The 25,506-nt window shown below is 60.8% G+C and carries 25 protein-coding genes; 17 read left to right on the top strand and 8 right to left on the bottom strand.

Features of this window, described 5'->3' with window-relative positions; translation table 11 throughout:
* Positions 1 to 14 precede the first annotated feature (14 nt).
* From RHSP_RS16485 to nuoG, 15 genes are all read left to right on the top strand, one after another.
* A complete protein-coding gene (locus tag RHSP_RS16485; protein WP_004119434.1) occupies positions 15 to 1,448 on the top strand; it encodes an NAD(P)(+) transhydrogenase (Re/Si-specific) subunit beta in 1,434 nt (477 codons plus the stop codon).
* Positions 1,449 to 2,069: 621 nt separating this feature from the next.
* Complete coding sequence (locus tag RHSP_RS16480) at positions 2,070 to 2,570, top strand: NADH-quinone oxidoreductase subunit J (RefSeq protein ID WP_004119431.1); 501 nt, start codon at positions 2,070 to 2,072, stop codon at positions 2,568 to 2,570.
* Entirely contained in the window at positions 2,570 to 2,872 is a 303-nt protein-coding gene (gene nuoK / locus RHSP_RS16475; RefSeq protein WP_004119429.1) for an NADH-quinone oxidoreductase subunit NuoK, read from the top strand. Before RHSP_RS16480 ends, nuoK begins: the two co-directional genes overlap by 1 nt.
* A 4-nt stretch (positions 2,873 to 2,876) precedes the next feature.
* Positions 2,877 to 4,340 carry a monovalent cation/H+ antiporter subunit D family protein gene (locus RHSP_RS16470; protein ID WP_037152450.1) on the top strand — a complete coding sequence of 488 codons (1,464 nt, stop codon included), beginning with the start codon at positions 2,877 to 2,879 and terminating at the stop codon, positions 4,338 to 4,340.
* Entirely contained in the window at positions 4,337 to 4,591 is a 255-nt protein-coding gene (locus RHSP_RS16465; protein WP_004119425.1) for a hypothetical protein, read from the top strand. Before RHSP_RS16470 ends, RHSP_RS16465 begins: the two co-directional genes overlap by 4 nt.
* Positions 4,584 to 6,359 carry a Na(+)/H(+) antiporter subunit D gene (locus RHSP_RS16460; RefSeq protein ID WP_004119422.1) on the top strand — a complete coding sequence of 592 codons (1,776 nt, stop codon included), beginning with the start codon at positions 4,584 to 4,586 and terminating at the stop codon, positions 6,357 to 6,359. The genes RHSP_RS16465 and RHSP_RS16460 overlap by 8 nt, the downstream gene beginning before the upstream one ends.
* A gap of 9 nt (positions 6,360 to 6,368) precedes the next feature.
* On the top strand, positions 6,369 to 7,844 hold the full coding sequence (locus RHSP_RS16455) for an NADH-quinone oxidoreductase subunit M (protein ID WP_004119419.1): 1,476 nt from the start codon (positions 6,369 to 6,371) through the stop codon (positions 7,842 to 7,844).
* Positions 7,841 to 9,280: an NADH-quinone oxidoreductase subunit N gene (locus tag RHSP_RS16450; RefSeq protein WP_004119416.1), complete on the top strand. Its 1,440-nt coding sequence runs from the start codon at positions 7,841 to 7,843 to the stop codon at positions 9,278 to 9,280. Before RHSP_RS16455 ends, RHSP_RS16450 begins: the two co-directional genes overlap by 4 nt.
* Positions 9,281 to 9,434: 154 nt before the next feature.
* Complete coding sequence (locus RHSP_RS16445) at positions 9,435 to 9,800, top strand: NADH-quinone oxidoreductase subunit A (protein ID WP_004119414.1); 366 nt, start codon at positions 9,435 to 9,437, stop codon at positions 9,798 to 9,800.
* Positions 9,788 to 10,291, top strand: a complete 504-nt coding sequence (locus RHSP_RS16440; protein WP_004119404.1) for a NuoB/complex I 20 kDa subunit family protein — start codon at positions 9,788 to 9,790, stop codon at positions 10,289 to 10,291. The genes RHSP_RS16445 and RHSP_RS16440 overlap by 13 nt, the downstream gene beginning before the upstream one ends.
* The gene (locus tag RHSP_RS16435) at positions 10,288 to 10,824 is read left to right on the top strand and encodes an NADH-quinone oxidoreductase subunit C (protein ID WP_037152446.1); all 537 of its coding nucleotides are present in this window, start codon (positions 10,288 to 10,290) and stop codon (positions 10,822 to 10,824) included. Before RHSP_RS16440 ends, RHSP_RS16435 begins: the two co-directional genes overlap by 4 nt.
* 29 nt (positions 10,825 to 10,853) lie before the next feature.
* Positions 10,854 to 12,068 carry an NADH dehydrogenase (quinone) subunit D gene (gene nuoD / locus RHSP_RS16430; protein ID WP_037152443.1) on the top strand — a complete coding sequence of 405 codons (1,215 nt, stop codon included), beginning with the start codon at positions 10,854 to 10,856 and terminating at the stop codon, positions 12,066 to 12,068.
* Between the two features lie 17 nt (positions 12,069 to 12,085).
* Positions 12,086 to 12,598, top strand: a complete 513-nt coding sequence (locus RHSP_RS16425; RefSeq protein WP_004119399.1) for an NADH-quinone oxidoreductase subunit NuoE — start codon at positions 12,086 to 12,088, stop codon at positions 12,596 to 12,598.
* Positions 12,599 to 12,602: 4 nt separating this feature from the next.
* Entirely contained in the window at positions 12,603 to 13,868 is a 1,266-nt protein-coding gene (nuoF, locus tag RHSP_RS16420; RefSeq protein WP_004119396.1) for an NADH-quinone oxidoreductase subunit NuoF, read from the top strand.
* A gap of 31 nt (positions 13,869 to 13,899) precedes the next feature.
* Positions 13,900 to 16,506 carry an NADH-quinone oxidoreductase subunit NuoG gene (gene nuoG / locus RHSP_RS16415; protein WP_004119393.1) on the top strand — a complete coding sequence of 869 codons (2,607 nt, stop codon included), beginning with the start codon at positions 13,900 to 13,902 and terminating at the stop codon, positions 16,504 to 16,506.
* A gap of 117 nt (positions 16,507 to 16,623) precedes the next feature.
* Here nuoG and RHSP_RS16410 read toward each other — a convergent pair whose 3' ends face one another.
* The 3 genes from RHSP_RS16410 to nuoH are packed head-to-tail and all read right to left on the bottom strand — an operon-like array spanning position 16,624 to position 18,688.
* The gene (locus RHSP_RS16410) at positions 16,624 to 17,064 is read right to left on the bottom strand and encodes a CBS domain-containing protein (protein ID WP_004119390.1); all 441 of its coding nucleotides are present in this window, start codon (positions 17,062 to 17,064) and stop codon (positions 16,624 to 16,626) included.
* A 45-nt stretch (positions 17,065 to 17,109) separates the two neighbouring features.
* The gene (locus tag RHSP_RS16405; RefSeq protein ID WP_004119388.1) at positions 17,110 to 17,676 is read right to left on the bottom strand and encodes an NADH-quinone oxidoreductase subunit I; all 567 of its coding nucleotides are present in this window, start codon (positions 17,674 to 17,676) and stop codon (positions 17,110 to 17,112) included.
* Positions 17,677 to 17,686: 10 nt separating this feature from the next.
* Positions 17,687 to 18,688, bottom strand: a complete 1,002-nt coding sequence (gene nuoH, locus RHSP_RS16400) for an NADH-quinone oxidoreductase subunit NuoH (protein WP_004119386.1) — start codon at positions 18,686 to 18,688, stop codon at positions 17,687 to 17,689.
* Positions 18,689 to 18,976: 288 nt separating this feature from the next.
* Between nuoH and RHSP_RS16395 the strand changes: the two genes are divergently transcribed.
* The gene (locus tag RHSP_RS16395; RefSeq protein WP_157385358.1) at positions 18,977 to 19,279 is read left to right on the top strand and encodes a hypothetical protein; all 303 of its coding nucleotides are present in this window, start codon (positions 18,977 to 18,979) and stop codon (positions 19,277 to 19,279) included.
* A gap of 69 nt (positions 19,280 to 19,348) precedes the next feature.
* Here the strand turns inward: RHSP_RS16395 and speB are convergent, their stop codons facing one another.
* Positions 19,349 to 20,404, bottom strand: a complete 1,056-nt coding sequence (speB, locus tag RHSP_RS16390; RefSeq protein WP_037152510.1) for an agmatinase — start codon at positions 20,402 to 20,404, stop codon at positions 19,349 to 19,351.
* 96 nt (positions 20,405 to 20,500) lie between these two features.
* Here speB and RHSP_RS16385 point away from each other — a divergent pair, with 96 nt between their 5' ends.
* Complete coding sequence (locus tag RHSP_RS16385; RefSeq protein ID WP_037152439.1) at positions 20,501 to 21,664, top strand: aminotransferase; 1,164 nt, start codon at positions 20,501 to 20,503, stop codon at positions 21,662 to 21,664.
* On the opposite strand, the gene RHSP_RS16380 is transcribed toward RHSP_RS16385, so the two are convergent.
* The 4 genes from RHSP_RS16380 to RHSP_RS16365 all read right to left on the bottom strand — a co-directional run bounded on the left by RHSP_RS16380 (position 21,641) and on the right by RHSP_RS16365 (position 25,325).
* Positions 21,641 to 22,180 carry a flavin reductase family protein gene (locus RHSP_RS16380; protein ID WP_004119377.1) on the bottom strand — a complete coding sequence of 180 codons (540 nt, stop codon included), beginning with the start codon at positions 22,178 to 22,180 and terminating at the stop codon, positions 21,641 to 21,643. The genes RHSP_RS16385 and RHSP_RS16380 overlap by 24 nt on opposite strands.
* A gap of 11 nt (positions 22,181 to 22,191) precedes the next feature.
* On the bottom strand, positions 22,192 to 23,532 hold the full coding sequence (locus RHSP_RS16375; RefSeq protein WP_004119374.1) for an LLM class flavin-dependent oxidoreductase: 1,341 nt from the start codon (positions 23,530 to 23,532) through the stop codon (positions 22,192 to 22,194).
* Positions 23,533 to 23,643: 111 nt separating this feature from the next.
* Positions 23,644 to 24,585, bottom strand: a complete 942-nt coding sequence (locus tag RHSP_RS16370; protein WP_004119371.1) for a LysR family transcriptional regulator — start codon at positions 24,583 to 24,585, stop codon at positions 23,644 to 23,646.
* The gene (locus RHSP_RS16365; RefSeq protein WP_037152436.1) at positions 24,582 to 25,325 is read right to left on the bottom strand and encodes a UTRA domain-containing protein; all 744 of its coding nucleotides are present in this window, start codon (positions 25,323 to 25,325) and stop codon (positions 24,582 to 24,584) included. Before RHSP_RS16365 ends, RHSP_RS16370 begins: the two co-directional genes overlap by 4 nt.
* Positions 25,326 to 25,506: the final 181 nt, after the last annotated feature.

Genomic DNA, 25,506 nt, shown 5'->3' with positions numbered 1-25,506 from the left:
TAGGGGAGATCAATATGACGATCGGTATCGTTTCGGCCGCTTATATCGCTGCGGCAGTACTATTCATTCTGTCCCTTGGCGGACTTTCCGGCCAGGAGCGCGCCAAACGCGCCGTCTGGTACGGCATTGCCGGCATGGCGCTTGCCGTCATCGCCACGGTCTTTGGTCCAGGCGTTGGCAACTGGTTCATCATTACCTTCATGATCGCCGGCGGCGCCGTGCTCGGTTATTACGTGGCAAGCCGCGTGCAGATGACGGAAATGCCACAGCTCGTCGCAGCGCTGCATTCCTTCGTCGGCCTTGCGGCCGTCTTTATCGGGCTCAATGCCCACATCGAAGCCTGGCGGGTGTCAGGCATGGACGAGGCGGCTCGTGCGGGGCTCACGGGCTTTGCAGGCATTCTCGCCCATAAGACGTCGGTTGAGCTCGCGATCATGAAGGTTGAGGTCTTCCTCGGCGTATTCATCGGCGCGGTTACCTTCACTGGTTCGGTCGTGGCCTTCGGCAAGCTCGCTGGCAAGGTGGACGGCAAGGCCAGAAAGCTCCCGGGCGGGCACGCCCTCAACGCGGCAGCTGCGATCCTGTCGCTCATCCTCCTGTTCATGTACGCCAATGGTGCCGGCGTTTGGACACTGATCCTGATGACGCTTGCCGCCTTCTTCATCGGCTATCATCTGATCATGGGCATTGGTGGCGCCGACATGCCGGTCGTCGTGTCGATGCTCAACTCCTATTCCGGCTGGGCGGCGGCGGCGATCGGCTTTACCCTCGGCAACGACCTGCTGATCGTCACGGGCGCGCTTGTGGGATCCTCGGGCGCGATCCTGTCCTACATCATGTGCAAGGCGATGAACCGGTCGTTCATCTCGGTCATCCTCGGCGGCTTCGGCACGACGACCGGTCCGCAGATGGAAATCATCGGTGAGCAGATCGCCATCGACGCGGAGGGCGTTGCCGCGGCCTTGAACGATGCCGACAGCGTCGTCATCGTACCGGGTTACGGCATGGCGGTGGCCCAAGCCCAGCAGCCCGTCGCCGAACTCACCCGCAAGCTGCGCGCCGCGGGCAAGGACGTGCGGTTCGCCATTCATCCGGTCGCCGGCCGCCTGCCGGGCCACATGAACGTGCTGCTCGCCGAGGCCAAGGTGCCCTACGACATCGTGCTCGAAATGGATGAGATCAATGAGGACTTCCACGAGACGGATGTCGTCATCGTCATCGGCTCCAACGACATCGTCAACCCAGCGGCCCAGGAAGATCCGAACTCGCCGATCGCTGGCATGCCTGTCCTTGAGGTATGGAAGGCCAAACGGGTCTTCGTCTCCAAGCGTGGGCAGGGTACGGGATACTCGGGTATCGAAAACCCGCTCTTCTATAAGGACAATACCCGCATGTTCTATGGCGATGCGAAAAAGTCGGTTTCCGATTTGCTGCATAGAGTGATTTGATTGTGACTGTCGAGCGCGGGTGATGCTAAGCCCCGTGCTCGGCAGGCTGACGCACTGGATTTGTTTGTTATTGGCAAAGAGCTGGCCTGCATGGCCGGCAAATCAGGCCAGATCAATTTCGTAGAGCATTACCACCGGGACCAGCCTAAAGATTTCTTCGCGGGCGAGGGTCACGTCACGGTTCACCCCGGCGAGGACTGCCAATCGCCGCGGAAGGTTGCCCCCGTCTTGCGGTCTAGCCCGAGAGGGCACTCCAACGCCGGCTCAGTTCCTAGCGTAAATCAGCAGCCTGGTCCTAGATTGGCCTGCCGGTTCGGGATCTGATGGCGTGGTGTGGCAACCTTGGTGTTGACCACGGATAGAAGTATGACCCTGGTGACGAGATTTTGGTGCTGAGGGACTTGGCGGGCAAAGGCCTATTACAGAAGCACGGTCGAAAGAGCGCAGTTCGCGAGCGGCTTTCGCCACATACGGGCCGGCCTAGTTTTGCGCCGCCAATGACAATAATCTTGTGAAAAAGACAATACTAGCGCACAATTTGTAAATGCACCTGAAGTGCGGAGCTACCTCAAATCCGGCCGTCTCGCGCCGAGAGACAGCTCGCGGGGGAGGGTTGCGTCGATGGATCAGGGGTTCTTTCTTCTGTTCGCTACGGTGTCCGTGATCGCGGCCCTGACGGTGATCCTGGCGCGGAATCCGGTTCACAGCGCATTGGCGCTGATGGCGTGTTTCCTACAGATCTCGGCAATCTTCGTCCTGCTGGAGGCACCGTTGCTCGCGGTCGTCCAGATCTTCGTCTATGTCGGCGCGATCATGGTGCTGTTCCTCTTCGTGATCATGATGATCGATGTGCGCGAAGCGGTGTCGCAGCGCTTCTTGCGGGGCGGCAATCTGCCGGCTCTCGTGCTGCTCGTCCTGCTTGGGGTCGAGATGCTCGCACTGGTGTTCCGGAGCGACCACTTTTCGCTCACCGAGCCCGTAGCGATGCGTGGTGGCGATGAGATTAGGCAGCTCAGCACGACACTTTTTGCCGACTATCTTCTGCCGTTTGAGGCTGCCTCCGTGATCCTGCTGGCCGCTCTGGTCGGCGCCATCGTGCTGGCGCGGAAGGAGCCCGGGTGATGGTCCCGCTCTGGTGGTATATTTTGCTCGGAGTGGCCCTGTTCGTAATCGGAGCGGCGGGCGTGCTGCTCAGGCGCAATATCCTGGTCGTGCTGATGTCGTTGGAGCTGCTGCTCAACTCGGTCAACATTAATTTCATCGCTTTCGGGCGTTACCACGATGATTTCCGCGGGCAGATCTTCGCGATCTTCGTCATCGCAATCACCGCAGCGGAAGTTGCCGTCGCCCTCGGCATTTTGGTCGCCCTTGTGAGGAACAAATCCACCCTCAAGGTCGACGACGTGACAATGATGAAAGGATAGCGGCTTGGACCCGGTGACATCGATCCGGCCACTGCTTGCCGTCGCCGTCCCAGGCCTGGCGGCCTTAGCAATTCTGCTTCTGAACAACCGTGAGAAACTCCGCGATGCCGTCTCGCCACTGGCCGCAGTCGCCCTGTTCGCGATCGTCGCCTCGATGGCACCCACGGTGCTTTCGGGCGAGACCGTCGACTTGCGCCTGTTCGAGATCCTGCCGGGGGTCGACTTCGCTTTCCGGGCCGATGCGCTCGGCATGGTATTCGCCACCGTCTCGTCGATGCTGTGGATCGTGGCTGCGATCTATTCCATCGGCTACATGCGGCACCTGAACGAACATGCGCAGACCCGGTTCTTTGCCTGCTTCGCCACCAGCCTGGCGGCCGCCGTCGGGGGTGCCTTCGCCGCCAATCTTTTCACGCTGGTCATATTCTACGAAGCGCTCAGTCTCGTTACCTATCCGCTCGTCTACCACCACGAGGACGAAGTGGGATGGACGGGCGCTCGCAAGTACCTCGTCTATTTGATGGGAGCGTCGAAAAGCCTGCTGCTCGCTGCGCTGGCGCTGACCTACCAGATCGCGGGATCGCTCGATTTTAGACAGGGGGGGCTTTTGGCGGGCGTCGGTGCTTCGGCGGGGCTGCTGACGGTCGTCTATTTCTGCTATCTCTTCGGCTTCGCCAAGGCGGCGGTGATGCCGATACACGCCTGGCTGCCCGCCGCGATGGTGGCGCCGACGCCGGTCAGCGCGCTCTTGCATGCCGTGGCCGTGGTCAAGATGGGCGTGTTTTGCTTGCTGCGGGTCGTCTTCCATGTCTTCGGCATCAAGCTGGTCGGGGAGCTAGGCCTTGGCATCGCCACGGCCTATCTGGTGTCGTTCACGATCCTGATGGCATCGGTCTATGCGCTGACGCGGGACGACCTCAAGGCAAGGCTCGCCTATTCGACGGTCAGCCAGCTCTCCTACATCGTGCTTGGCGCGGTTCTGCTGTCGCCGGTCGCGATGGTCGGTGGCATTATTCACATCGCTGCGCACGCATTCTCCAAAATCACACTCTTTTTCTGCGCCGGGTCGATCTATTGCGCGTCTGGCAAGCGAAACATCAGCGACATGGCCGGTATCGGCCGCAGGCTGCCCTGGACGATGGGGGCATTTTTCGTCGCTTCGCTGAGCATGATCGGGGTGCCGCCCACCGCGGGCTTCATCAGCAAGTGGTATCTGACGTTGGGCTCCGTGGAGGCGGGGCAGATCGCTTTTCTTGTCGTGCTCCTGGCGAGCTCGATCCTGAACGCCGCCTATTTCCTGCCGGTCAGCTATGCCGCCTTTTTCGGGACGGAGGCGCAGGAAAGCCCGGCGACGGTCCGTGAAATTCCGATGGTCACGATCCCGCTCGTCGCGACCGCCATCCTGTCGGTGCTGATGGGCATCTTCCCCGGCTATTTCCTCACCCTGGCGAACGGAGTGATCAGATGATCAAGCGTGTCATCCACTTCTTTGGTGACGAAGACTATGCGAGGCGCCGACGCCGACTGTTCTATCTGGTGCTCGTTCTGATCGTCGCGGCTGACTTTCTGGTCTTTCGCGAACACGCCGAATACCTCTGGGACCGCCTGCCTGGCTGGTCCGCCGTCTACGGCCTCGGTTCCTGCATGCTGCTCATCTTCGTTTCCAAGTTTCTCGGCCATCGGGTCGGGCTGATGCGGCGCGAGGATTATTATGACTGACTTCATCCATCCGGCCCTGCTCTTCATTCTCGGCGCTCTGCCGATCCCTTTCCTCAGCGGGTCGATCCGCAAGGCCTATCTGCTGCTGATTCCAACCCTGGCGATCCTTGCCGTGCTCACGATGGAGCCGGGCAGCTATGGCGCGGCGCGGTTCATCGGGCAGGAAATCCTGATCGCGAAGGTCGACAAGCTGAGCATCGTCTTTGCCACCGTTTTCACCATCATGGCGCTGATCGGCATGGTCTATGCGCTGCACTTGACGGACGCTGGCCAGCACATGGCGGCCTTCATCTACGTCGGAGGCGCACTCGGCGTGGTGTTCGCCGGTGACTACCTGACCCTCTACATGTTCTGGGAAGCCATGGCATTCGCGTCTGCCTACCTGGTCTTCGCGCAGCGCGGCGGACCGGCGATCCGGGCAGGGTTCCGCTATCTCATGGTCCACATCACCGGCGGCGTCGTTCTGCTCGGCGGCATCATTCTCCACGGGCTCGCCACCGGTTCGCTGCTCTTTGGTCCGATGGAGCGGGGCTCGATCGATGGCGGAATGGGTGTAGGCGCCTATCTGATCCTCGCCGGATTCATCCTCAACGCGGCGGTGCCGCCGCTCAACGCCTGGCTGACCGATGCCTATCCGGAGGCGACCGTCACCGGGGCGGTATTCATGAGCGCCTTTACCACCAAGACCGCCGTCTACGTCCTGGCGCGGGCGTTTCCAGGCACCGAGCTTCTGGTTTGGCTCGGCACCGCGATGGCGCTTTACGGTGTCATCTACGCGGTGCTGGAGAATGACTGCCGACGGCTCCTGGCCTATCATATCGTCAGCCAGGTGGGCTATATGGTGGCGGGCATCGGCATCGGCACCGAGATGGCGGTCAACGGAGCCGCGAGCCATGCCTTCGCGCATATTCTCTATAAAGCCCTGCTCTTCATGGGGGCGGGCGCGGTGATCCATGTCACCGGGCGGCGCAAGCTCACCGAGCTTGGCGGGCTCTACAAGACCATGCCGCTGACCGTGGCGCTCTACATGGTCGGCGCTTTCGCGATCTCGGCATTTCCGTTCTTCTCGGGCTTTGTCACCAAATCGATGGTGATATCAGCTGCTGGAGAGGATCATCGGGCGCTGGTGGTGCTGGCGCTGACGATGGCGTCGTCCGGGACATTCCTGCACACCGGACTCAAGCTCCCGTATTACATGTTTTTCGGCACGGATCGGAAACTCGAGGCGCGGGAGCCACCGCGCAACATGCTGGTTGCGATGGCCATGGCGGCGGTGCTCTGCATTGCGATCGGAGTGTTCCCCCAGCCGCTCTATGCGCTTCTGCCCTATCCGGTCGATTTCGAACCCTATACAGGCCTCCATGTCACGGAGAGCCTCGGTCTGCTGATGTTCACCGCCCTGGGATTCGTGCTGTTCCTCAAGGCGCTCGACCCCGAGAACACAATCAGCCTCGATACCGACTGGTTCTATCGCAAGGGCGCGCGATACTTTATGTGGCTCGCCGAAAAACCGCTGGCGCGCTACGAGAAGGCGGTGAGCGACGTGTCCGAGACCGTGGCGCTGCCCTTCCTGCATGGCGCGGCGCGGGCGGGACTGCGGATCGATCTCACCGGCGTCGACGCCGTCGTGAACGGCGTTGCCCGCTCGATCTTGCGTGGCGGTTCGAGGCTACGGCGGCTCCAGACCGGCATCGTCACCCATTACGCGCTCGCCATGATCGTCGGTGTGACCGCAGCCATCGTCGTCTTCGCCGTGGCATGGCGGTAGGGGGAGGCCATGGGGTTTCCGCTCCTTAGCTTCATCATATTCACGCCTGCCGCAGGGGCCGCGGCTCTGATGTTTCTGCGCGGCGACTACGCGGTACGGTGGACGGCGCTCTGCGTCACCGTCCTCGACCTCGCTCTTTGCATCGCCATGCTGGCCAGCTTTGACACCACCAGCCACGCGATGCAGTTCACCGAGACGCGCCCATGGGTTCCCGCTCTCGGGATCACTTACGCGCTTGGCATCGATGGAATAAGCGTGCTCTTCGTATTCCTGACCGCGCTGTTGGGCTGGATCTGCGTGCTCGCCTCCTGGGTCGCGATCGACCGCAAGATAAAGGAGTTCATGGTCAGTCTGCTGGTCATGCAAGCGCTGATGCTGGGGGTGTTCTGCGCGCTCGACCTGTTCTTATTCTACGTCTTCTGGGAGGCGATGCTGATCCCGATGTACCTGATCATCGGCGTCTGGGGTGGCGACGGACGGGTCTATGCCGCGCTCAAGTTCTTCCTTTACACGCTGGCAGGCAGCCTCCTGTTCCTGATCGGCGTCATCGTGCTTTATTTCCACGGCGGCAAGACCTTCGACATCCTCGCGCTCACAGCACAGGATTTGCCATTCCGGGTCCAGTCCTGGCTGTTCTTCGCCTTCCTGATCGCCTTCGCGGTCAAGGTGCCGATGGTCCCGGTCCACACTTGGCTGCCGGACGCCCATGTGCAGGCGCCGACGGCAGGCAGCATCATCCTCGCGGGAGTGCTCCTGAAGATGGGCGCCTACGGATTCTTGCGGTTTTCCCTATCGATGCTGCCGGCGGCGTCGCTGTATTATTCCCCCCTGATGTTGGCGCTTTCGGCGCTTGCGATCGTCTATGGCGGCTTGCTTGCGCTGGCGCAGGACGATCTGAAGAAGCTGGTGGCCTATTCCAGCATCAGCCACATGGGCTTCGTGACGCTCGGAATTTTTGCGCTGAACCTCCGCGGGCTCGAGGGCGGCATCCTGCAAATGTTCAATCATGGCGTAACGACGGGCGCGTTGTTCCTCTTCGTCGGCCTGATCTACGAGCGGACCCATACTCGCAGCATCGCGGATTATGGCGGGCTGATGAAGCTGGCGCCGGTCTATACTGCGTTTCTCGCGCTGTTCACCCTGTCCTCGATGGCGCTGCCGGGAACGAATTCATTCGTGGGCGAATTGCTGGTGCTGTCTGGTGGGTTTGCGGCCAATCTGGCCGCCGGCACAGCCGCCGTTCTGGGCGCATTGCTGGGGGCCGCATATTTGCTTGGCATGTATGGGAAAGTTGCGCTCGGTCCGCCTAGCGTCGGCGTCCGATTCAAGGGGCGCGACGTGAATGCCCGCGAGATGGCCGCAATTTTGCCGCTGGCCGTCTTCGTACTTTGGATCGGGCTCTATCCGAAACCCTTCCTCAACATCATCGATGTTTCGGTGCAGCATCTGCTGGCGCAGGTGCATGGCAGGGGGAGCGGCCAATGACCGCCGCCGCGCTTGTTCAGTCGATCCTAGCGAGTGTGCCCGAGATCGTGGTGGTCACTGGGGCCTGCATTCTGCTGATTCTGGGACAGTTTGTGCGCAGGGAGCAGGAATATTTGCTTGTCTGGGCCTCCGTCGCGGTTGTGCTGATTGCCGCTCTCGGTACACTCATGCTGGCAAGCGAGGTGCGGCCTGCCTATGCCGGTATGTTCATCGCCGACCGCTTTGCGGTCTTCTTCAAGTTCGTGTTCTACCTAGCTACCATTCTGACATTCTTCCTTTCACGAAAATATGCCGATGTCGAAGGGATCGGCAGCAGCGAATACTATGTTCTGCTGCTCTTTGCGCTTTCGGGAATGATGATCATGGCGTCGGCGACCGATCTCCTGTCGATCTATGTGGGACTCGAACTGATGGTGCTTTGCACCTATGTGCTGACCGGTTTCCTGCGCCAGCAGCGTCGGTCGAACGAGGCAGCGCTGAAATACGTGATCCTCGGCTCGGTTTCGACGGGGATTTTCCTTTACGGCGTTTCTCTGGTCTATGGGCTCACCGGTACGACGCAACTGGACGGGATGGCTGCGGCGGTGACCGGCGATCCACTCGATCCCGGATTGCTGCTGGCGGTGGTTTTCATCGTCGCGGGGCTGGTTTTCAAAGTCGGTGCGGTGCCGTTCCATATGTGGGTGCCGGACGTTTATGAGGGCGCGCCGACGACGATCACCGCTTTCATGTCGGTAGGTCCCAAGGCGGCGGGGTTCGCGGTAATCCTGCGGGTGTTCCTCAACCCTCTGGTCGCAGCCTCGGACGTTTGGATCGTCGTTGCAGTCATTGCCGTGGCGACGATGGCGCTCGGCAGTTTCGTGGCGCTGGTACAAGATAACTTCAAACGCCTCCTGGCCTATTCCAGCATAGCCCATGCCGGGTTCGCCATTTTCGGCGTGGTGGCCGGTGGCCCGGACGGCATCGCCAGCGTGATGCTCTACCTGCTGATCTACTCCTTCATGAATCTCGGCATTTTCGGCACAATCATCATGATGCGGAATGCCGATTTTTCGGGCGAGGCCATAGAAGACTATGCGGGTTTGGCCAAGTCGCATCCCGGGCTGGCGCTTCTGATGCTGCTCTATCTGTTCTCGCTGGCTGGTATTCCGCCGACTGCCGGGTTCTTCGCCAAGTTCTACGTGCTGGTCGCGCTCGTCGAGCGAGGTTTCGTCGTGCTGGCGGTGATCGCAGTGCTGCTGAGCGTCGTTGCTGCCTACTTTTACATCCGCATCGTCATGGTGATCTATATGCGCGAGCCAGGGAGGACCTTTGCCCCGGCGCTGACGCCCTTGGTGCGCGCCACGCTCGCCTTTACCGCCGCCGGCACCATCGGTATCGGCCTATTTCCGTCGTGGTTTCTGAGGCTTGCCCAACATTCGGTATTTGGCGGCTGATCGATTGGATTTGCAATGATCCGCCCGACGGAATAAACTGACGCTTCAAGAAAGGATTGCCCAAGCGCTTGCCGGGGCGACCGCGCTACCGGTCCCAAACGAGGTCGGTGCCGTCCGAGGAAAGCCCCCAGTTGGGTGACCGGTGCAGTGCGATATGGCTGCGATGGAATTCTTGCCGGTTCTTTTCATGATCGCCGGAGTTGTTCTGGTGGCGGGGGCGACGCTTTTCGTCTCCTCGTTGCTGCGCCCGTCCAATCCTTATGCCGCCAAGAACATGCCGTATGAATGCGGCATGGACGCGGCCGGCGAGGCCGCCGGGGGCCGCTTGAGGGTGCAGTTCTTTATGCTTGCGATCCTGCTGGTCGTCTTCGATGTCGAGACGATGTTCCTCTTTCCCTGGGCCGTCGTCCTGAAAGAAATCGGGCTGGTCGGCTATGTCGAGATGTTCGTCTTCATGTTGCTGCTTCTCGTGGGCTTCGCCTACGCATGGCTGAAGGGAGCGCTGGAATGGGAGGCGTAAACAACGCGATCCGCGATAGCGTGCTGTTCACCACGGCCGATAGCATTATCGGCTGGAGCCGGAGATCGGCGCTGTGGCCCGAGACCTTCGGAATTGCCTGCTGCGCCATCGAGATGATCTCTGCGGGGTGCGCCCGCTATGATCTCGACCGGTTTGGCGTGGTGTTCCGACCATCGCCCCGCCAGTCCGACGTGATGATCATCGCCGGCACCGTGACCCGGAAATTCGCGCCCGTCGTGCGTCGGCTTTATGACCAGATGCCGGAACCGCGCTGGGTGATCGCCATGGGCACCTGTGCTATTTCGGGCGGGGTCTACAACACCTATGCCGTGGTGCAGGGGGCGGAAACCTTCGTGCCGGTAGACGTGCATGTGCCCGGCTGCCCGCCGCGGCCCGAGGCGCTGATGCATGGCTTCCTCCTGCTTCAAGAGAAGATCAAGAGATCGCGCGCGCTGGCCGGGACGCCTCTTGATCGGGTTGTAGCGTCATGAGTGTGGAGCCGCTTCTCAATCGCGCTCTGATCATAGAGCGTTTCGGGGGAGCAATTGAGGACCTCGGCGTCGCGCACGGTATTCATGCCTTTGCTGTTCCACCTGCGGCGATCGTCGAATTCTGTCGGTTTCTGAAAGAACATCCGGAACTGCGGTTCAATTTTCTTTCGGACATCTGCGGGGTTGATCATTACCCCGAAACGCCGCGGTTCGAGGCGGTTTACCATCTCTATTCGCTACCTAACAGGTGGCGAGTACGCATCAAATGCCGGCTCGGCGATCCGCCGCAGGTTCCCTCGGTCACGGGCGTATGGCGCACCGCCAACTGGCATGAGCGCGAGGCCTGGGACATGTATGGCATCAGGTTCGAGGGGCATCCCGATCTGCGCCGCATCTACATGTGGGAGGGTTTCGCGGGCTTTCCCCAGCGCAAGGATTTCCCCCTGCGTGGCTACAAGGATCAGCTGAATCCCTTCGGTGCCGAAGGTCCGCCGCCAACCCAACCCGATCTCGCCACCAGGGATATTCCGTAAGGGAGGCCGCTCTACGCCGGAAAGTTGAGATGACCGAAGTCACCGAGCTCAGCAGGCCAGAAGGCGAAGCGCTCAACACCAGGGAAGTGCTTCTCAACCTCGGCCCGCAGCACCCCAGTACGCACGGGGTTCTTCGGCTCGTCCTCGAACTGGATGGCGAGTACGTCAAGCGCGTCGACCCGCATATCGGCTACCTCCACCGCGGCACCGAAAAACTGGCGGAGAGCTTCACCTATACGCAGATTTTCCCGCTGACCGACCGGCTCGACTATCTCTGCCCGCCTTCGAACAACCTGGCCTTCGCGCTGGCGGTGGAGAAGCTCCTCGGCATAGAAGCACCGCTGCGGGCGCAATATATTCGTGTGATGATGGCCGAGCTGGCACGGATCTCCGGTCATCTCCTGATCACCGGCGCGCTGCCGATGGACCTTGGCGCCATGACCGCGTTGCTCTATGTCATGCGCGAGCGCGAAATGATCATGGATCTGTTGGAGATGATCAGCGGTGCGCGCATGCACACCTCATTCTGCAGGGTTGGCGGGGTGCGCGAAGACCTGCCTGATGGTTTCCTTCCCAAGATCAGGGAGTTCTGCGACATCCTCCCGAACCGGATTCGCGACTATGAGCGATTGCTCGACGATAATCGCGTATTTCTCAAGCGCACAAAGGGAGTCGGCCTGATCTCCGCCGAGGACGCTATCGATCTCGGCCTGAGCGGTCCGAACTTGCGTGCTTGCGGCGTCGACTGGGACATCCGTCGCGACGAACCCTATGAAATTTATGATCGGCTCGATTTCAACGTCATCACCCGCACAGAGGGCGATTGCTACGCACGCTGGCAGTGCCGGGTCGACGAGATGCGCGAAAGCATCCGGATTATCGAACAATGCATCGACCAGATGCCCGAGGGGCCGTTCCAGATCGACATGCCGACAATCGCCTTCCCCTTGGACAAGGATCGGGTGCACTGCTCGATGGAGGCGCTGATCCAGCATTTCGACTTGTCGGCTTACGGCTTCAAAGTGCCGAAGGGCGAGGTCTATTCGGCGATCGAGGCGCCAAAAGGCGAACTTGGCTTCTACATCATCAGCGACGGGTCGCCAAAGCCGTTCCGCATGAAGGTGCGGGCACCGTCGTTCGTCAACCTTCAGGCGCTCTTCGGGGTCACCAAAGCCCGCTACCTGGCGGACATGATCGCCGTGCTCGGCAGCCTCGACCCGGTGATGGCGGAGGTGGACAAGTAGCAGGGGATTTGAACGCGATGACCATGCGCGAAAAGATCGAAGAGGCGGCAGTGCGCTATCCCGACCGGCGCTCGGCGATCATGCCCGCGCTTCTGATCGCGCAGAGGGAACATGGTCATCTGCCCGGCCCGGTGCTGGAAGAGGTTGCCGACATTCTTGGAGTGGCGCGGATCTGGGTCTACGAACTGGCGACCTTCTACACCCATTTTCATACCGAGCCGGTAGGGATGTTCCACCTGCAGCTTTGCGACAACGTCTCCTGCATGCTGCGCCGATCCGAGGATTTGCTGCGGCATATGGAAGACGTCCTCGGGATCAAGAAGGGCGGCACGACGCCGGATGGGCTGTTCACGCTTTCGACTGTCGAGTGCCTCGGCGCCTGCGAGATGGCTCCGGTGATGCAAGTCGGCGACGATTACTATGGCGACCTCGATGTCGCGCGGATAAACGCACTCTTGGACGGCCTGCGAGCGAAGGCGGGACGAGTAGCGAGCGTTGATCACGACGCTACGCGACCGCCGGGAGAGTAACGCGATGTTCGAGCCAGTTCTTCTCAAAAATGTCGGCATGTCGGACAGTCATTTGCTGTCAAGCTATGAGACCGGCGGCGGCTACCAGGCGCTGGCGAAGGTGCTGCGCGAGTACGCGCCCGACGAGGTCGTCGACCTTGTCAAACGATCCAACCTGCGCGGTCGCGGCGGTGCCGGATTCCCTACGGGCATGAAATGGAGCTTCGTGCCGAAGCGCGGCGACAAGCCGAAATATCTGTGCTGCAACGCCGATGAGGGCGAGCCGGGCACCTTCAAGGACCGGATCATCATGGAGCGCGATCCGCACCAGCTCATCGACGGGCTGGCGATCAGTGCCTACGCGATCGGGGCCGAGACCGCCTATGTCTACATCCGCGGAGAATATGTGACAGCGATCCGTCATCTGGAGCAGGCGATCGCAGAGGCTCACGAAAAGGGTTATCTGGGAACGAGCATTCTGGGCTCGGATTTCAATTTCACCATCCATATCCACTGCGGCGCTGGCGCCTATATCTGCGGCGAGGAGACTGCGATGCTCGAATCGCTCGAAGGCAAGCGGGCGCAGCCGCGGTTGAAGCCACCCTTTCCGGCGGTGGCCGGGCTCTACGCCAGCCCTACCGTGATCAACAATGTCGAGACGCTCGCTTGCGTGCCGCATATCGTCATGCGGGGGCCGGATTGGTTTCGCGGCATCGGCCCGGATAAGAGCCCCGGCCCGAAGCTCTACTGCGTCAGCGGGCAGGTCCGCAAACCCGGCCTCTACGAGTTGCCGATGGGAATACCGCTGCGCGAACTGGTCGAGACCCACGCAGGGGGCGCGCTGCCGGGACGCAGGATCAAGGCGGTGATCCCGGGCGGCGTCTCAGCGCCGGTAATTCCGGAACATGGGCTGGGGGTGGGAATGGATTTCGACTCGCTGGCTGCCGCCGGCTCGATGCTCGGTTCGGCTGGCGTGGTCGTGATCGACGACTCAACCTGCATGGTCAAGGTCGCCACCCGGATCATCGAGTTCTTCCACCATGAATCCTGTGGCAAGTGCACGCCATGCCGGGAAGGATTGAACTGGGTCGTGAAGGTCCTGCGCCGGATTGAGGCCGGCGACGGCGCGCCCGGCGATCTGGAGCAGTTGGAGATGCTCTGCAGAGGCATTTTCGGCAATACGTTTTGTGCCTTGGGGGACGGTGCCGCGATGGGATTGCGGGCCGCGCTGGCGCATTTCCGCGAGGAGTTCGTCGCTCATATCGAGGAGCGGAGGTGCCCGTTTCACTAAGGGGGTGTGCGGGAGAAGACTGCGAGGACGTATGGTTAGCATTACGATCGATGGACAGACGTTGGAAGTTGAGGCTGGCTCGACAGTACTGCAGGCCGCTCAGCGTTTGGGCATTGATATCCCCACCTTCTGCTATCTGAAGCGCCTGCCGGCGCTGGCATCCTGCCGTATGTGTCTGGTGGAGATCGAAGGGCAGCGGCGGCTGCAGCCGTCCTGCGCCACTGCGGTCATCGACGGTATGGTGGTGCGGACCAACACGCCGCTGATCGAGGAAACGCGCTCTTCCATGCTCGACATGCTGCTCGCCAACCATCCGCTCGATTGCCCGATCTGCGACAAAGGCGGCGAATGCGAGCTTCAGGACATGGTGATGGCCTACGGGCCCCGCAAAAGCCGGTTTCGCGATGACAAACGTGTGTTCCACTCCGAGGATATCCGCCTCAGCCCGGTCATCATCATGAACGTCAACCGCTGCATCCAGTGCCAGCGCTGCGTCCGGATGTGCGAGGAGGTCGTCGGCGCGGTCGCCCTGGGTACTGTCGAAAAGGGCATGGATACCGCCGTCACCGGCTTCGAAGGCAGTCTCGCGAGTTGCGACCAATGCGGCAATTGCGTTGAGGTCTGCCCGGTCGGTGCGCTGATGAGCTTCCCCTATCGCTACAAGGCGCGGCCCTGGGACCTGGTCGAGACCGACACGGTCTGCCCGCATTGTGGCACCGGTTGCCAGCTGACGGTGGGCACGCGCAAGGGTGAGTTCATGCGGGTACGCTCGAAATGGGACGAAGGGGTCAACCGCGAAACGCTTTGCGTACGGGGGCGCTTTGGCCTCGATTTCATCTCGAGCCGGGACCGGATCAGGCGGCCGATGATCCGTCGCGACGGCGCCCTGGTTCCGGTTTCCTGGGACGAAGCGGGGGACTATCTGTGCCGGCGGCTGTCGGCTGTCGAAAGCAAGGCTGCCGGCGGGCTGGCCTCGCCGCGCCTGCCCAACGAGGTGCTTTATCAGTTCCAGAAGCTGATGCGGACCGTGTTCCGGACCAACAACATCGACTGCTCGACACGCTGGTCCACGCCCTTTGATATACTCGGTCCGTTGGTGGCAAGCTTCTACAACCGCGCGCCGCTCGACGAAGTGATCGGCAACGACTGCGTCCTCATCGTTGGCGGCAACGTCACGGAGGAGAACCCGGTCACCGAATACCTATTGCGGGACGGCGCACGACGGCGGCAGACCGCATTGCTCATGCTCTCGGCACGGCCCTCCCGTCTGGACGCAGATGCCCGGACGGTCGTTCGCGTTCCCCCGGGCGGAGAAGCGGCTTGCCTTGCGGCGGTGGTGGGCGGGCTTGTGGCGGCCGCCGGCCAGACCTTGCCGGGCGACGCTTTAGCGCACTTCGGCACGACAATCGCCAGGCCGGCGGCGAGCAACGGCAGTGATGGGCCGGATCGTCTGGCCGCCGCACTCGGGGAAGGTCGCAGCGTCACGGTGCTTGTCAGCGTCGACCTCCTGAGATCACCGGAAGCGCGCGCCACGCTGCAGCAGCTCAACAACCTGCTGCTGGTTCTCCGCCTGCTCGGCAAGGACCCTGCAATGCAGTTCCTCTTCGACCGCGCCAACCAGATGGGCGCGTGGGACATGGGGGTTCTGCCGGCGGCTCTGCCTGGGTTGCGGGCGATCCATGATGACGCGGTGCGCACGGCTCTTGCACGGAATTGGGGCGCCGAAATCCCTTCGGAACCCGGCGCGGGTCTCGACGCCATGCTGGAGCTCTGCGTCAGTGGGCGGATGGGCGCACTCTACATCGCCGGAGCCGACCCCCTGATCGCCTATCCCGACAGGGATTTCGTGACGCGGGCACTTGACGCCACCGATCTCCTGATTGTTCAGGACGCCTTCCTCACGGATACGGCGGGCATGGCAGAGGTCGTCCTGCCGGCGGCAGGCTACGGCGAGGAATCCGGCACCTTCACCAACAACGAAGGCCGGACCCAGAGGGTTCGCAAATTCCGCGAACCTGCGTTCGAGGCGAAAGGCAATTTGGCGATCTTCGACTTCGTCGCGGCGCTCCGCAACCAGGCGCTGCGGCCGTCCACGCAAGGCGAAATTTTCGACGAGATTGCCCGGCTGGTTCCCGCCTACCATGCGTTGACGCCGGAAGCGCTTGCCGTCGACGGCGCATTCACCAAAGCGGCCCCGACACCGCCGGGCGGCGAGCTCTTCGCGCCACCGCCTGCCCCGAAAGCAGTTGACCGGCTCGTATTGGTCACCGGCAACTGCCTGTTCCACAACGGATATCTTTCCGAACGCTCGGAGATTCTGAACACGGTCGCGGATGACCCCTATGTCGAGATGAGCGCAGAGGATGCCGCGAAACTTGGCCTTGCGGATCGCGATCAGGTGGTCGTGCGATCCGCTCAGGGCGAATTGACTGCGAAGCTTAAAGTCAACAAACGTTTTCCCGGGGGCCTTGTTTTTGTTCCTGAAAACTACAGAGCCCTGCGTCTCAACAGACTGATGCGGCGGGGCGAATACCCGTGTCCGGTAGAGGTTCATCAAGCCACGGCCGCCGCCCGCCTCACCGGCTCTGCGCCAAGCCCTGATGATCACGGCGAAGGCATGGCCGGTCGCTTGCCCTGACCCATCCTATTGGACTAGATCGTTTCCGCCTTCCTTTGAATAGCGGAAACGATCTATCCTCTTGTTTTCTTACGCATTCCGGACGGAAAACCGCTGCGCACTTTCCCTGGAAATGCTCTAGTGATACCTGGTCCCGCAGATGTAATCCTGCAGATCCTGCTCCGTGCGCTGCGCTTCGTCGAGCCTGTGTTTTACCACATCGCCGATGCTGACCACGCCGATGACGTCGTTCCCATCCATGACCAGCACATGCCGCGTACGCCGCTGGGTCATGATCCCCATCGCTACGGGGAGCAAATCCCGGGCCGAACAGGTCGCCACGTTGCGGTTCATGATATCCGCGGCTCGCATCATCGTCGCCTCGGCCCCGTATTCCGCCACTGCATTGCAGCAATCCCGTTCCGACAGCGTACCCACATATTTGCCACTCGGTCGGCTGACGACGACGAAGCCGATATTGTTATCGCGAAACAACTTCAAGACTTCCACCATCGTTTGATCGGGAGCGACTGCGATGACACCGACGCCCTTGTTCTTCATGATTTCGCCGACAAGCATCTGAGTCTCCTGTCTGCGCGCTTCGGCTTGACGGATTGCGCGCCTTCACGTTCGCCGAATATTCCGCCACCAATTGTACCCCTGCGGCTCGCTCGTCTCGACCAGAACGGCCTTTTCAGTGTTCAGGCGAGCAGCGACTACGCCGCCGCCCGTTGCCGCCTTGCCTGGCTTGGCGAGCAGGTCGTCGCGCCCGATCACCAAGTCACGCGAAGAAAAACTCGAGAATTCATATTGTTGCCCAAGCGCTATTGCGTCCGCGGGGCAAGCGTCCTCGCACAATCCGCAGAACAGGCACCGGGCCGTGTCGATCTCGAATTTGGCCGGGTGCCGGTTACCCTTCTCATCCTCGTAGGGGACGACTTCGATGCAGTCGCAGGGACAGATTCGCGCGCAGAGTTCGCAGGCCACGCATTTGATCTCGCCTTCGTCGTCGCGCTTCAGGAAGTGGTGCCCACGGTAACGGGAGTAGGGCAGCCATTTCTCCTTGTCGGGATATTGCATGGTCACAGATCTGGAGAACAGGTAGCCGGAGGTCAGAGCCAAGGCTCTCGCCAGATCGGCGAAGAACGCCCAGCCAATCCACGTTCCAACTCTGTCCTGCGCGCGCGACATAGCCGCCTCGCTAGGGAGCCGCTGCGGCCCCCAAAAATACACCGGTTATAATTATGTTCGCGATCGATAGAGGAAGCAAGACTTTCCATCCGATCGCCATCAGTTGGTCGTAGCGATAGCGGGGGAAAGTGAAGCGGAACCACATGAACAAATAAACGAAGAACGCGACCTTGAGCAGGAACCAGAGGAGAGGCGGCAGCGGGATCAGTATGCCGTTCCAGCCGCCGAAGAACAGGATCACCACCAGCACCGATACCAGCAACACGATGGCATATTCGCTGACCATGAAAAACGCAAAGCGGATACCGCTGTATTCGGTATGAAACCCGGCCCCCAGATCGCCTTCCGCTTCAGCCAGGTCGAAGGGAATGCGCTGCGCTTCGGCCAGTCCGGCGACGAAGAACACGAAGAAGCCGACCGGTTGGTAGACGACGTTCCAGAGATCGGCTTGGGCCTTCACGATGTCGAGCAGGCTCATGGATTGCGCCAACACGACCACGCCGATGACCGCGAACCCCATCGGGATTTCGTAGCTGATCATCTGCGCACAGGTCCTGAGGCTACCCAGGACGGCGTATTTGCTGTTGGCGGCCCAGCCACCGAAGATGACGCCATAGACCTCGATCCCGATCACCGCGAAGACGAAAAGGAGCGCCACGTTCATGTTGGAGACGTAAAGCGTGATCTCCGCGCCGAGAACCGAGACAGTTTCGCCAAAGGGGATCGCGACGAACACCACAAAGGGCGGGACGAGCGCCAGAATTGGCGCCAGTTTGAACAGGAAGCGGTCGGCCTCGGCCGGGATGTGGTCCTCTTTGGTTAAGAGCTTGATTCCGTCTGCCATCGGCTGCAGCAGCCCGTGCCATCCCACGCGCATAGGTCCCAACCGCTGCTGCATGTGCCCGGCGATCTTTCGTTCCAGCCAGGTCAGCGGCAAGGGCAGCAGCAGGAGGATCGCAATCAGAAACGCGACCTTGAAGACGATCAGGCCAAGCGCGACGATGAGTTCCATGATCCGCGGCTACTTGTTCACGGGTTGAAACGCGACCGGACTTCGGCTCCGGCTACGCATTGTAGCACTTTGCGCACCCGTCAGGCTACAGGGTACAACGGCGGCGGCCCTCGGACAGTGCCATTACAATTATGCCGACGCGGGCTATTGTACGGTTTGCCAGTCAACCGGGCTTCTCCTCAATTTGTGTGGTTCATCCACCGTTAGCAGCTCTCGCCATGGGCGGGCATGCAAACGAAATGGTCGCCCGGCCCAGGGGGAAGAGCCTGGGCGTCAGGCTAACCGATGATGACGATTGGGTTGTTTCCGCTATCGGACCGGCAACCGGTATTTTCCCCGGTTGCGGACAACAAAGCCGAAGTCGACACGGCGCGTACGGCCGCAGCCTTCTGGAATTGCCGGCTCAAGGTAAGGCGCGACGATCAAGGGGGCAATCCATGGAAGGGCCGGTCCCGATCTGCTGAGAGCTCGGATGCTGACGCCGCGCCACATAAATTCAGGAAGAACCAGAATTCCAGCCACATGCCGCATGTCGAGGAGAAGGAACTCTGCTTGAAGACGGTGTCCAAATTCCTGAAATGGCACGATTGATCGGGCCATTGGCGTCAAGCGGTCTGGCCCGAGGAATGTCCGGATAAACTCTGTTCGTTGGCTGAATGCTTAACGCTTGCCGATCGACGGGCTGAACACCATGAGGCTCAGAATCTCGAAGAGCACCTGGGCCCCGGCATGTGCGGTGTTGGTCGTTGCGTCATATTGCGGCGCAACCTCGACGACATCGCCGCCCACCAGATTTATGCCCTTCAGCCCGCGTATCAGTTCAAGGACTTCGCGTGTCGTCAATCCGCCGACCTCCGGCGTCCCCGTGCCGGGCGCAAAGCTCGGATCAAGGCTGTCGATGTCGAAGGAGAGATAGGTCGGGCCGTCGCCGACGATGGATTTGGCCTTGGCGATGACGGCTTCTATCCCCATTCCACCGAGGTCCTCGGCGTGGATCACCGTCATTCCCGACTTATAGGAGAATTCCCATAAGTATTCCGCCGAACCGCGGATGCCGATCTGGATTGTCCTTGTCGGATCGAGCACGCCGTCGAGGACGGCATTACGGAACGGTCCGCCGTGGTGAAACTTCGTCTGATCGAAGGCACCGCTGGTGTCGCAGTGAGCATCGATATGGATGAGACTGACCGGCTGGTTCCGGCCGACAGCCTTCAAAATCGGGTGGCTGATGGAGTGGTCACCCCCGACCGAGAGCGGTGCAACGCCGGCATCGACGATCTGGCCGATACGCTTCTCGATGTCGTCGTGACTGAGCTCCAGCCGGTAACGGCTCTGGAACGGCACGTCGCCAATGTCGGCGACCCGAAGATCGAAGACCGGCGCCGTTCCCAGAACGTGGTTGTAAGGGCCGATTCTTTCGATGGCGCGAAGGGCGCGTGGTCCGAAACGGGAGCCTGGGCGATTGGTAACGCCGAGATCCATCGGAATTCCCGTTATCGCGACCTGGAGATTGCCGAAGTCCGGCTCGTCGGCTGCGACCTGCATGTAGGGCGCGCTGAGGAAAGTCGGCACGCCGGCATAGGGCGCCAGCCTCGTGCCGCTCTTGGAGATGATCTTCTCCGCGACTTTGCGAAACTTCTCGTCGAATATCTCGCCGCCATTGGCGTCTGAAAATTCTGCGCGCAGCTGTTCGAGCCGCATCTTGTCCCACACCATGCGCATGCGTCTCCACTTGAGGTTCGTCTCCCCCAACAAAGAGATTGAGAAAGCCATTGGTATCGTTGTAGCAATCGGTATCAAAGAGAAATCGATATGACCGCTGCAAAATCCAATTCGCTCGTTGCCCGCCTCTCCCCTCCGCCCATCCCTTCCGTCGTTGCCTGGGGCCGCGAATACAAAGGGCAGAAGGGGCCGCTCATCGATCTGTCGCAGGCCGTGCCCGGCTACCCCGCGCATCCGGAGATGCTGCGTCTTCTTGGCGAGACGGCCGCACAACAGGCGATGACGGGATACGGGCCGATCGAGGGCGAGCCCTTGCTGCGACAGGCCTATGCCGCCCATGTTGCCGAGCTTTATGGCGCCGACATATCCGCCGGCAATATCCATATTACGGCGGGCTGCAATCAGGCGTTCATGTGCACGGCGATCGCGCTTGCCGGCGCGGGCGATACTGTAGCGCTCACCAATCCCTTCTATTTCAATCATGACACGACGCTGTCGATGCTGGGGATCGGCCGGCGACTGGTCGATTGCGATCCCGCTGCCGGCTTTCTCCCCGATCTCAGTTCGGCCGCGGCCGCACTTGCAGCCGGCGCGAAGATGCTCGCCGTCGTTACGCCCAACAATCCCACCGGAGCAGTCTATCCGCCTGGCCTGCTTCACGAGCTTTTCATGCTGTGCCGAAAATACGGCGCCTGGTTGGTCGTTGACGAAACCTATCGCGATTTCCTGGCCGAAGGTTACGGCCGGCCGCACGCTCTCCTTTCGGAGCCGGGCTGGGAGGATACGCTCGTTCTTCTCTACAGCTTTTCGAAATCCTTCTGCATCCCCGGTCATCGACTGGGTGCAATCACGGCAGGTCCCAGGCTCATCGCCGAGATTGCGAAGGTCATGGACAATATGCAGATCTGTGCACCACGTTCGGCTCAGATCGCGGTTGCATCGGCGCTGCCGGTGCTGGCTGATTGGCGGGCCGGTAACCGACTGGAGATCGCTCGCCGCGCCGATGCTTTGAGACGGGCTTTTTCCGGGCTGGCGGGCTGGGAGATCGCAGCGATCGGCGCTTATTTTGCCTTTGTCCGCCATCCTCTGGCGGGTCGATCGTCGTCCGAGGTTGCCGAAGAGCTTGCCAGGGAGCGCGGAGTGGTCTGCATACCCGGGGCATATTTCGGGGAAGGGCAGGAGCGCTACCTTAGATTTGCCTTTGCCAATGTCGATGTTGCTTCGATCGGGCTATTGCCGGAGCGGCTCCGCTAGGCGGCGGTCATCAACAGCCGCCGGAAGGTCATGATAGCCGCCTCGCCAGTATAGAAGCGGCCCGATGTTCTGCCGGATTTCCATTGCACAGATATGCCCGATCAGAATGGCATGGGAGTGATGGTGGAATGCGGTTTCGAGCTTGCAGTCGAGGACCGTAAGGGCATTTTCAAGCGCAGCTGCGCCTGTCTTAAGGCGGTTCCATCGCGCACCATCGTAGCGATCAGCGCCCTTGCGTCCGCCAATACCGGCGAAGGATTGCGCCACATGCTGCTGGTCGGCCGCGAGCACGTTGACGCAGAAACAGCCATACCGCTGCAGCGCCGGCCAGGAGGAAGAGGCCCTGTTGACACTGACGATGACGGAAGGCCGCTCCGCCGAAAATGAGGAAACCGACGTTGCGGTGAAGCCGGTGCGGTCTTGTCCGTCACCGACCGTAATCACGCTGACCGCACCGGCCAGATGACGCATCGATAGCCTGAACTCCGTGTCGCTGATCAGAGCCTCGTCACCCATCGGACTGGTCCTCACGTCTTGGCAAAGCGGTTTGCAGGCGTTGAAATGCCGAGGTTTTCGCGCAGGGTTTTGCCCTCGTATTCCTCGCGGAACAGTCCGCGGCGGCGAAGTTCCGGCAGGACGAGCCGCACGAAGTCGTCGAGGCTGGACGGGAGGGTCGGAAACATCAGGATAAAACCGTCGGCCGCGCGCGTCTCAAACCACTCCTCCATGTAGTCGGCGATCTGCGCCGGCGTGCCTGTTATGCCATTCCCGGTGTGCTTCTCTGCATAGTGCCGGATAAGCTCACCGACGGTATGGCCACTCTTGACGAAATCGACCAGCTCATCGAACAGCGCGCGCGATCCCTTTGGCGCCGCCGGCAGCCGATCCATCGGAAAGGGCTCGTCGAGCGCCACGCCGCGCAGGTCCGCCTCCAGGAATTCGGAGAGCATCAGCCGCCCGACATCCGGATGCATCTTGTCGATCAGATAGTCGACTTTTGCCCTTGCCTCGGCCTCGGTTTCACCGACGTTGACAACGATGCCCGGCATGATTTTCAGATCATCCCTATCGCGGCCATAGGCCGCCATCCGGCTTTTGACATTGTCGTAGAAGGATCGGTTTCGCTCGATGTTCGACGCGAGGCTGAAGACGATCTCGGCCGTGCGAGCCGCCATGTCCATTCCGGGTTCGGAACCGCCCGCCTGGGCGATGACGGGACGGCCCTGCGGCGTTCGGGCGATGTTCAGCGGACCGCGAACCTGAAAGTGCTTGCCTTTGTGATTGAGCGTGTGATGCCTGTCCTTGTCATAGTAGACGCCGGTTTCACGGTCGAGAAGGAGCGCGCCTTCCTCGAAGCTGTCCCAAAGGCCGAACACGACGTCGACGAACTCGTTGCCGCGCTCGTAGCGCAGCGCATGCGGATCAAGCCCCTCGCGATTGAAATTATAGCCGGTCTCGTCATGGTCGGAGGTGACGACATTCCAGCAGGCGCGGCCCTTGCTCAGATGGTCGATCGACGAAAACAGACGCGCGACATTGTATGGCTCATAATAGCTTGTCGAGACCGTTGCCACGAGACCGAGATCGTTGGTCGTGACCGCCAGTGCCGAAAGCAATGAGAGGGGCTCGAAGCGGTTCATCTTGGTCGGAATGCGGGCAAGCGCATTCGGATCGCCGACGGCGGCGGCTGGAGAATCGGCCATGAACATGAAATCGAATTTCGCGGCTTCGGATCGTTTGGCGACATCGAGCAGATGAGCGAAGTCGTTGGCGCCGTTGACATCGCTTGCCGGATGCAGCCAGGAGGCCGGATGAAAGCCGAACGTATAGACGAAAGTTCCGAGTTTCATCTTGTCGATCCGTGCCATCGAACTCTCCCATTATGTCGGTTACGCCGTCCCTTTGGAGGCGAATGGGCAAATTATCGCCAGGCGCAAAATTTCATCAATATCGTGCAGCTGGGTTCCATTTTAGTTTTTCTAAAATGTTGATCTGGGTGCTGACATCAGAGCCTGCTGGCGGGAAATAGCGAGGAGCCAATCGCGGAACTGGCGCCCATGAGGTTTTTCCAACGCGGCCCGGTCCCAGGCGAGAAAGTAGCTTTCGCGCAAGGCAATGCGTATGTCGACGGGAATGACCAGCGTTTGTGCCTCGAGCTCGTCAGCAATCATCGACATCTGTGCGAGAACGACGCCGCGTTTGTTGACGGCCGCGTCAATCGCGCTGCTCGACAGGGTGAAGGAGAGGCCGGCGGCGGTCTCCACGAGCGTGGCCCCGGTCTTCGCGGCGAATTCAAGCCAGCTCGGATAGGGCGTGAAATGCCGCTCCCATTCGACATGCAGGAGTGGATATTCAAGAAGCTGCGCGGCAGAGGGTGCCTTGCCCTTGATCAATGCCGGCGAGCAGGCGGGAACCACCCAGTCGCGGAACAGCTCAGCATAATGTTCATGCTGCAGCACATCCGACCCGTAGCTGATGCGGAAATCGATGTCATCGAAGCCCATGCGCGGCTCCTTGTCGCGACCGACGATCCTCACATGCGCGTTTGGATGAAGGGCCTGCCAGTCGAAGATCCGACGGCCGATCCATTTGTTGACAACGGAAGACAGAGCACTGAGGACCAGGGCATTCTCGTTGCGTGCCCGCTCCAGGATCTGTTCCGCAGCCGCGAATTGCTCGAATCCTTTTGATATTTCCTGATGATAGAGCCGCCCCCATTGGGTGAGCTCCACCGAGCGACCATTGCGCTCGAGCAAGGTGACACCGAGAAAGCTCTCGATCTTGCGGATCTGCTGGCTGATCGCGCCGGGCGAAACCTTCAGTTCCAGGGCCGCAGCGCTCACGCTGCCACAACGGCCGACGGCTTCGAAGGCCTGCAGGCCCTTGAGCGGAGCTGCCCTGTTAGTCCGTTTCTCGTTCAAGAAGCACTCCCCCGCGACGGTTGATCGATGACGCCTCTCTCATTCGGGTGGAAGTCGCCGGCGAACTGGAAACGATCGCCGGGATGGATGAATTCGACATAGGTGACCGTGCGTCGGTCCTGCCATGTCTGGCGAATGAGTGTCAGACAGGCCTCGCCGCGCTCGGTTTCGAGCAGGCGCGCCGTGGTGGCATCGGCCGAGACGGCGCGAATGACATGCCGGGCCTTCGACCAGGGCACCATGTCCAGCAGCCATTTGCCGGGCGGAACCGAAGCGAAACTCTCAGCCCTTGCGGACGGCACTACGTCGAGCATGATGATACGCCGCTCCAGCGCGTTCGCCTTGCCGTCGACCGCATGCAGGCAATGAAGCCGCAGGATTTCCGCTCCCACGGCTTCGCCGAGCCGCGTCGCGGTGGTAGAGTCCAGCATCTCGATTTTCCGCATCAGGATTTTGTGACTGTGCTCATGTCCTGCCAACTCGGCTTCCGTGGAAATGTCCTGAATATCCATTACCTTACGGTCGATCTGTCGCGAGGCGACGAAGGAACCAAGCTTGCGACGACGTATGATCATGCCACGTTCAGCCAGGACGGAAAGCGCCTTGTTCACGGTCATCCGAGAGCATTGATATTCTTTCAGCAGCTCGTGTTCGACGGGTATCCGATGACCGGGCGGCCAGATGCCGCTGATGATCCTGCTTTCGATATCCTTGAGAATTCTCTGATGAATTGGGACCAACGCTCACCTTGCTCCGGCAATGGATTCAGTGTCCGTGAAAGCCTGTTCTGTCGGATCTATCGACATCACGCGGCATAAAACTTGCCTCTGTTGAGTTTTGTATTTGACAGTGTAGGCCAGCCTGTATCTATTTGTATAGACAAAAGCTGATCATAGAAATCTGCTTGACGGGGCAATGCTT

This window comes from Rhizobium freirei PRF 81, from assembly GCF_000359745.1.
GTDB classification, from domain to species: Bacteria; Pseudomonadota; Alphaproteobacteria; order Rhizobiales; family Rhizobiaceae; genus Rhizobium; species Rhizobium freirei.
Note: the sequence above shows the minus strand (reverse complement) of the source record. Positions and strands in the feature narration are given on the sequence as shown.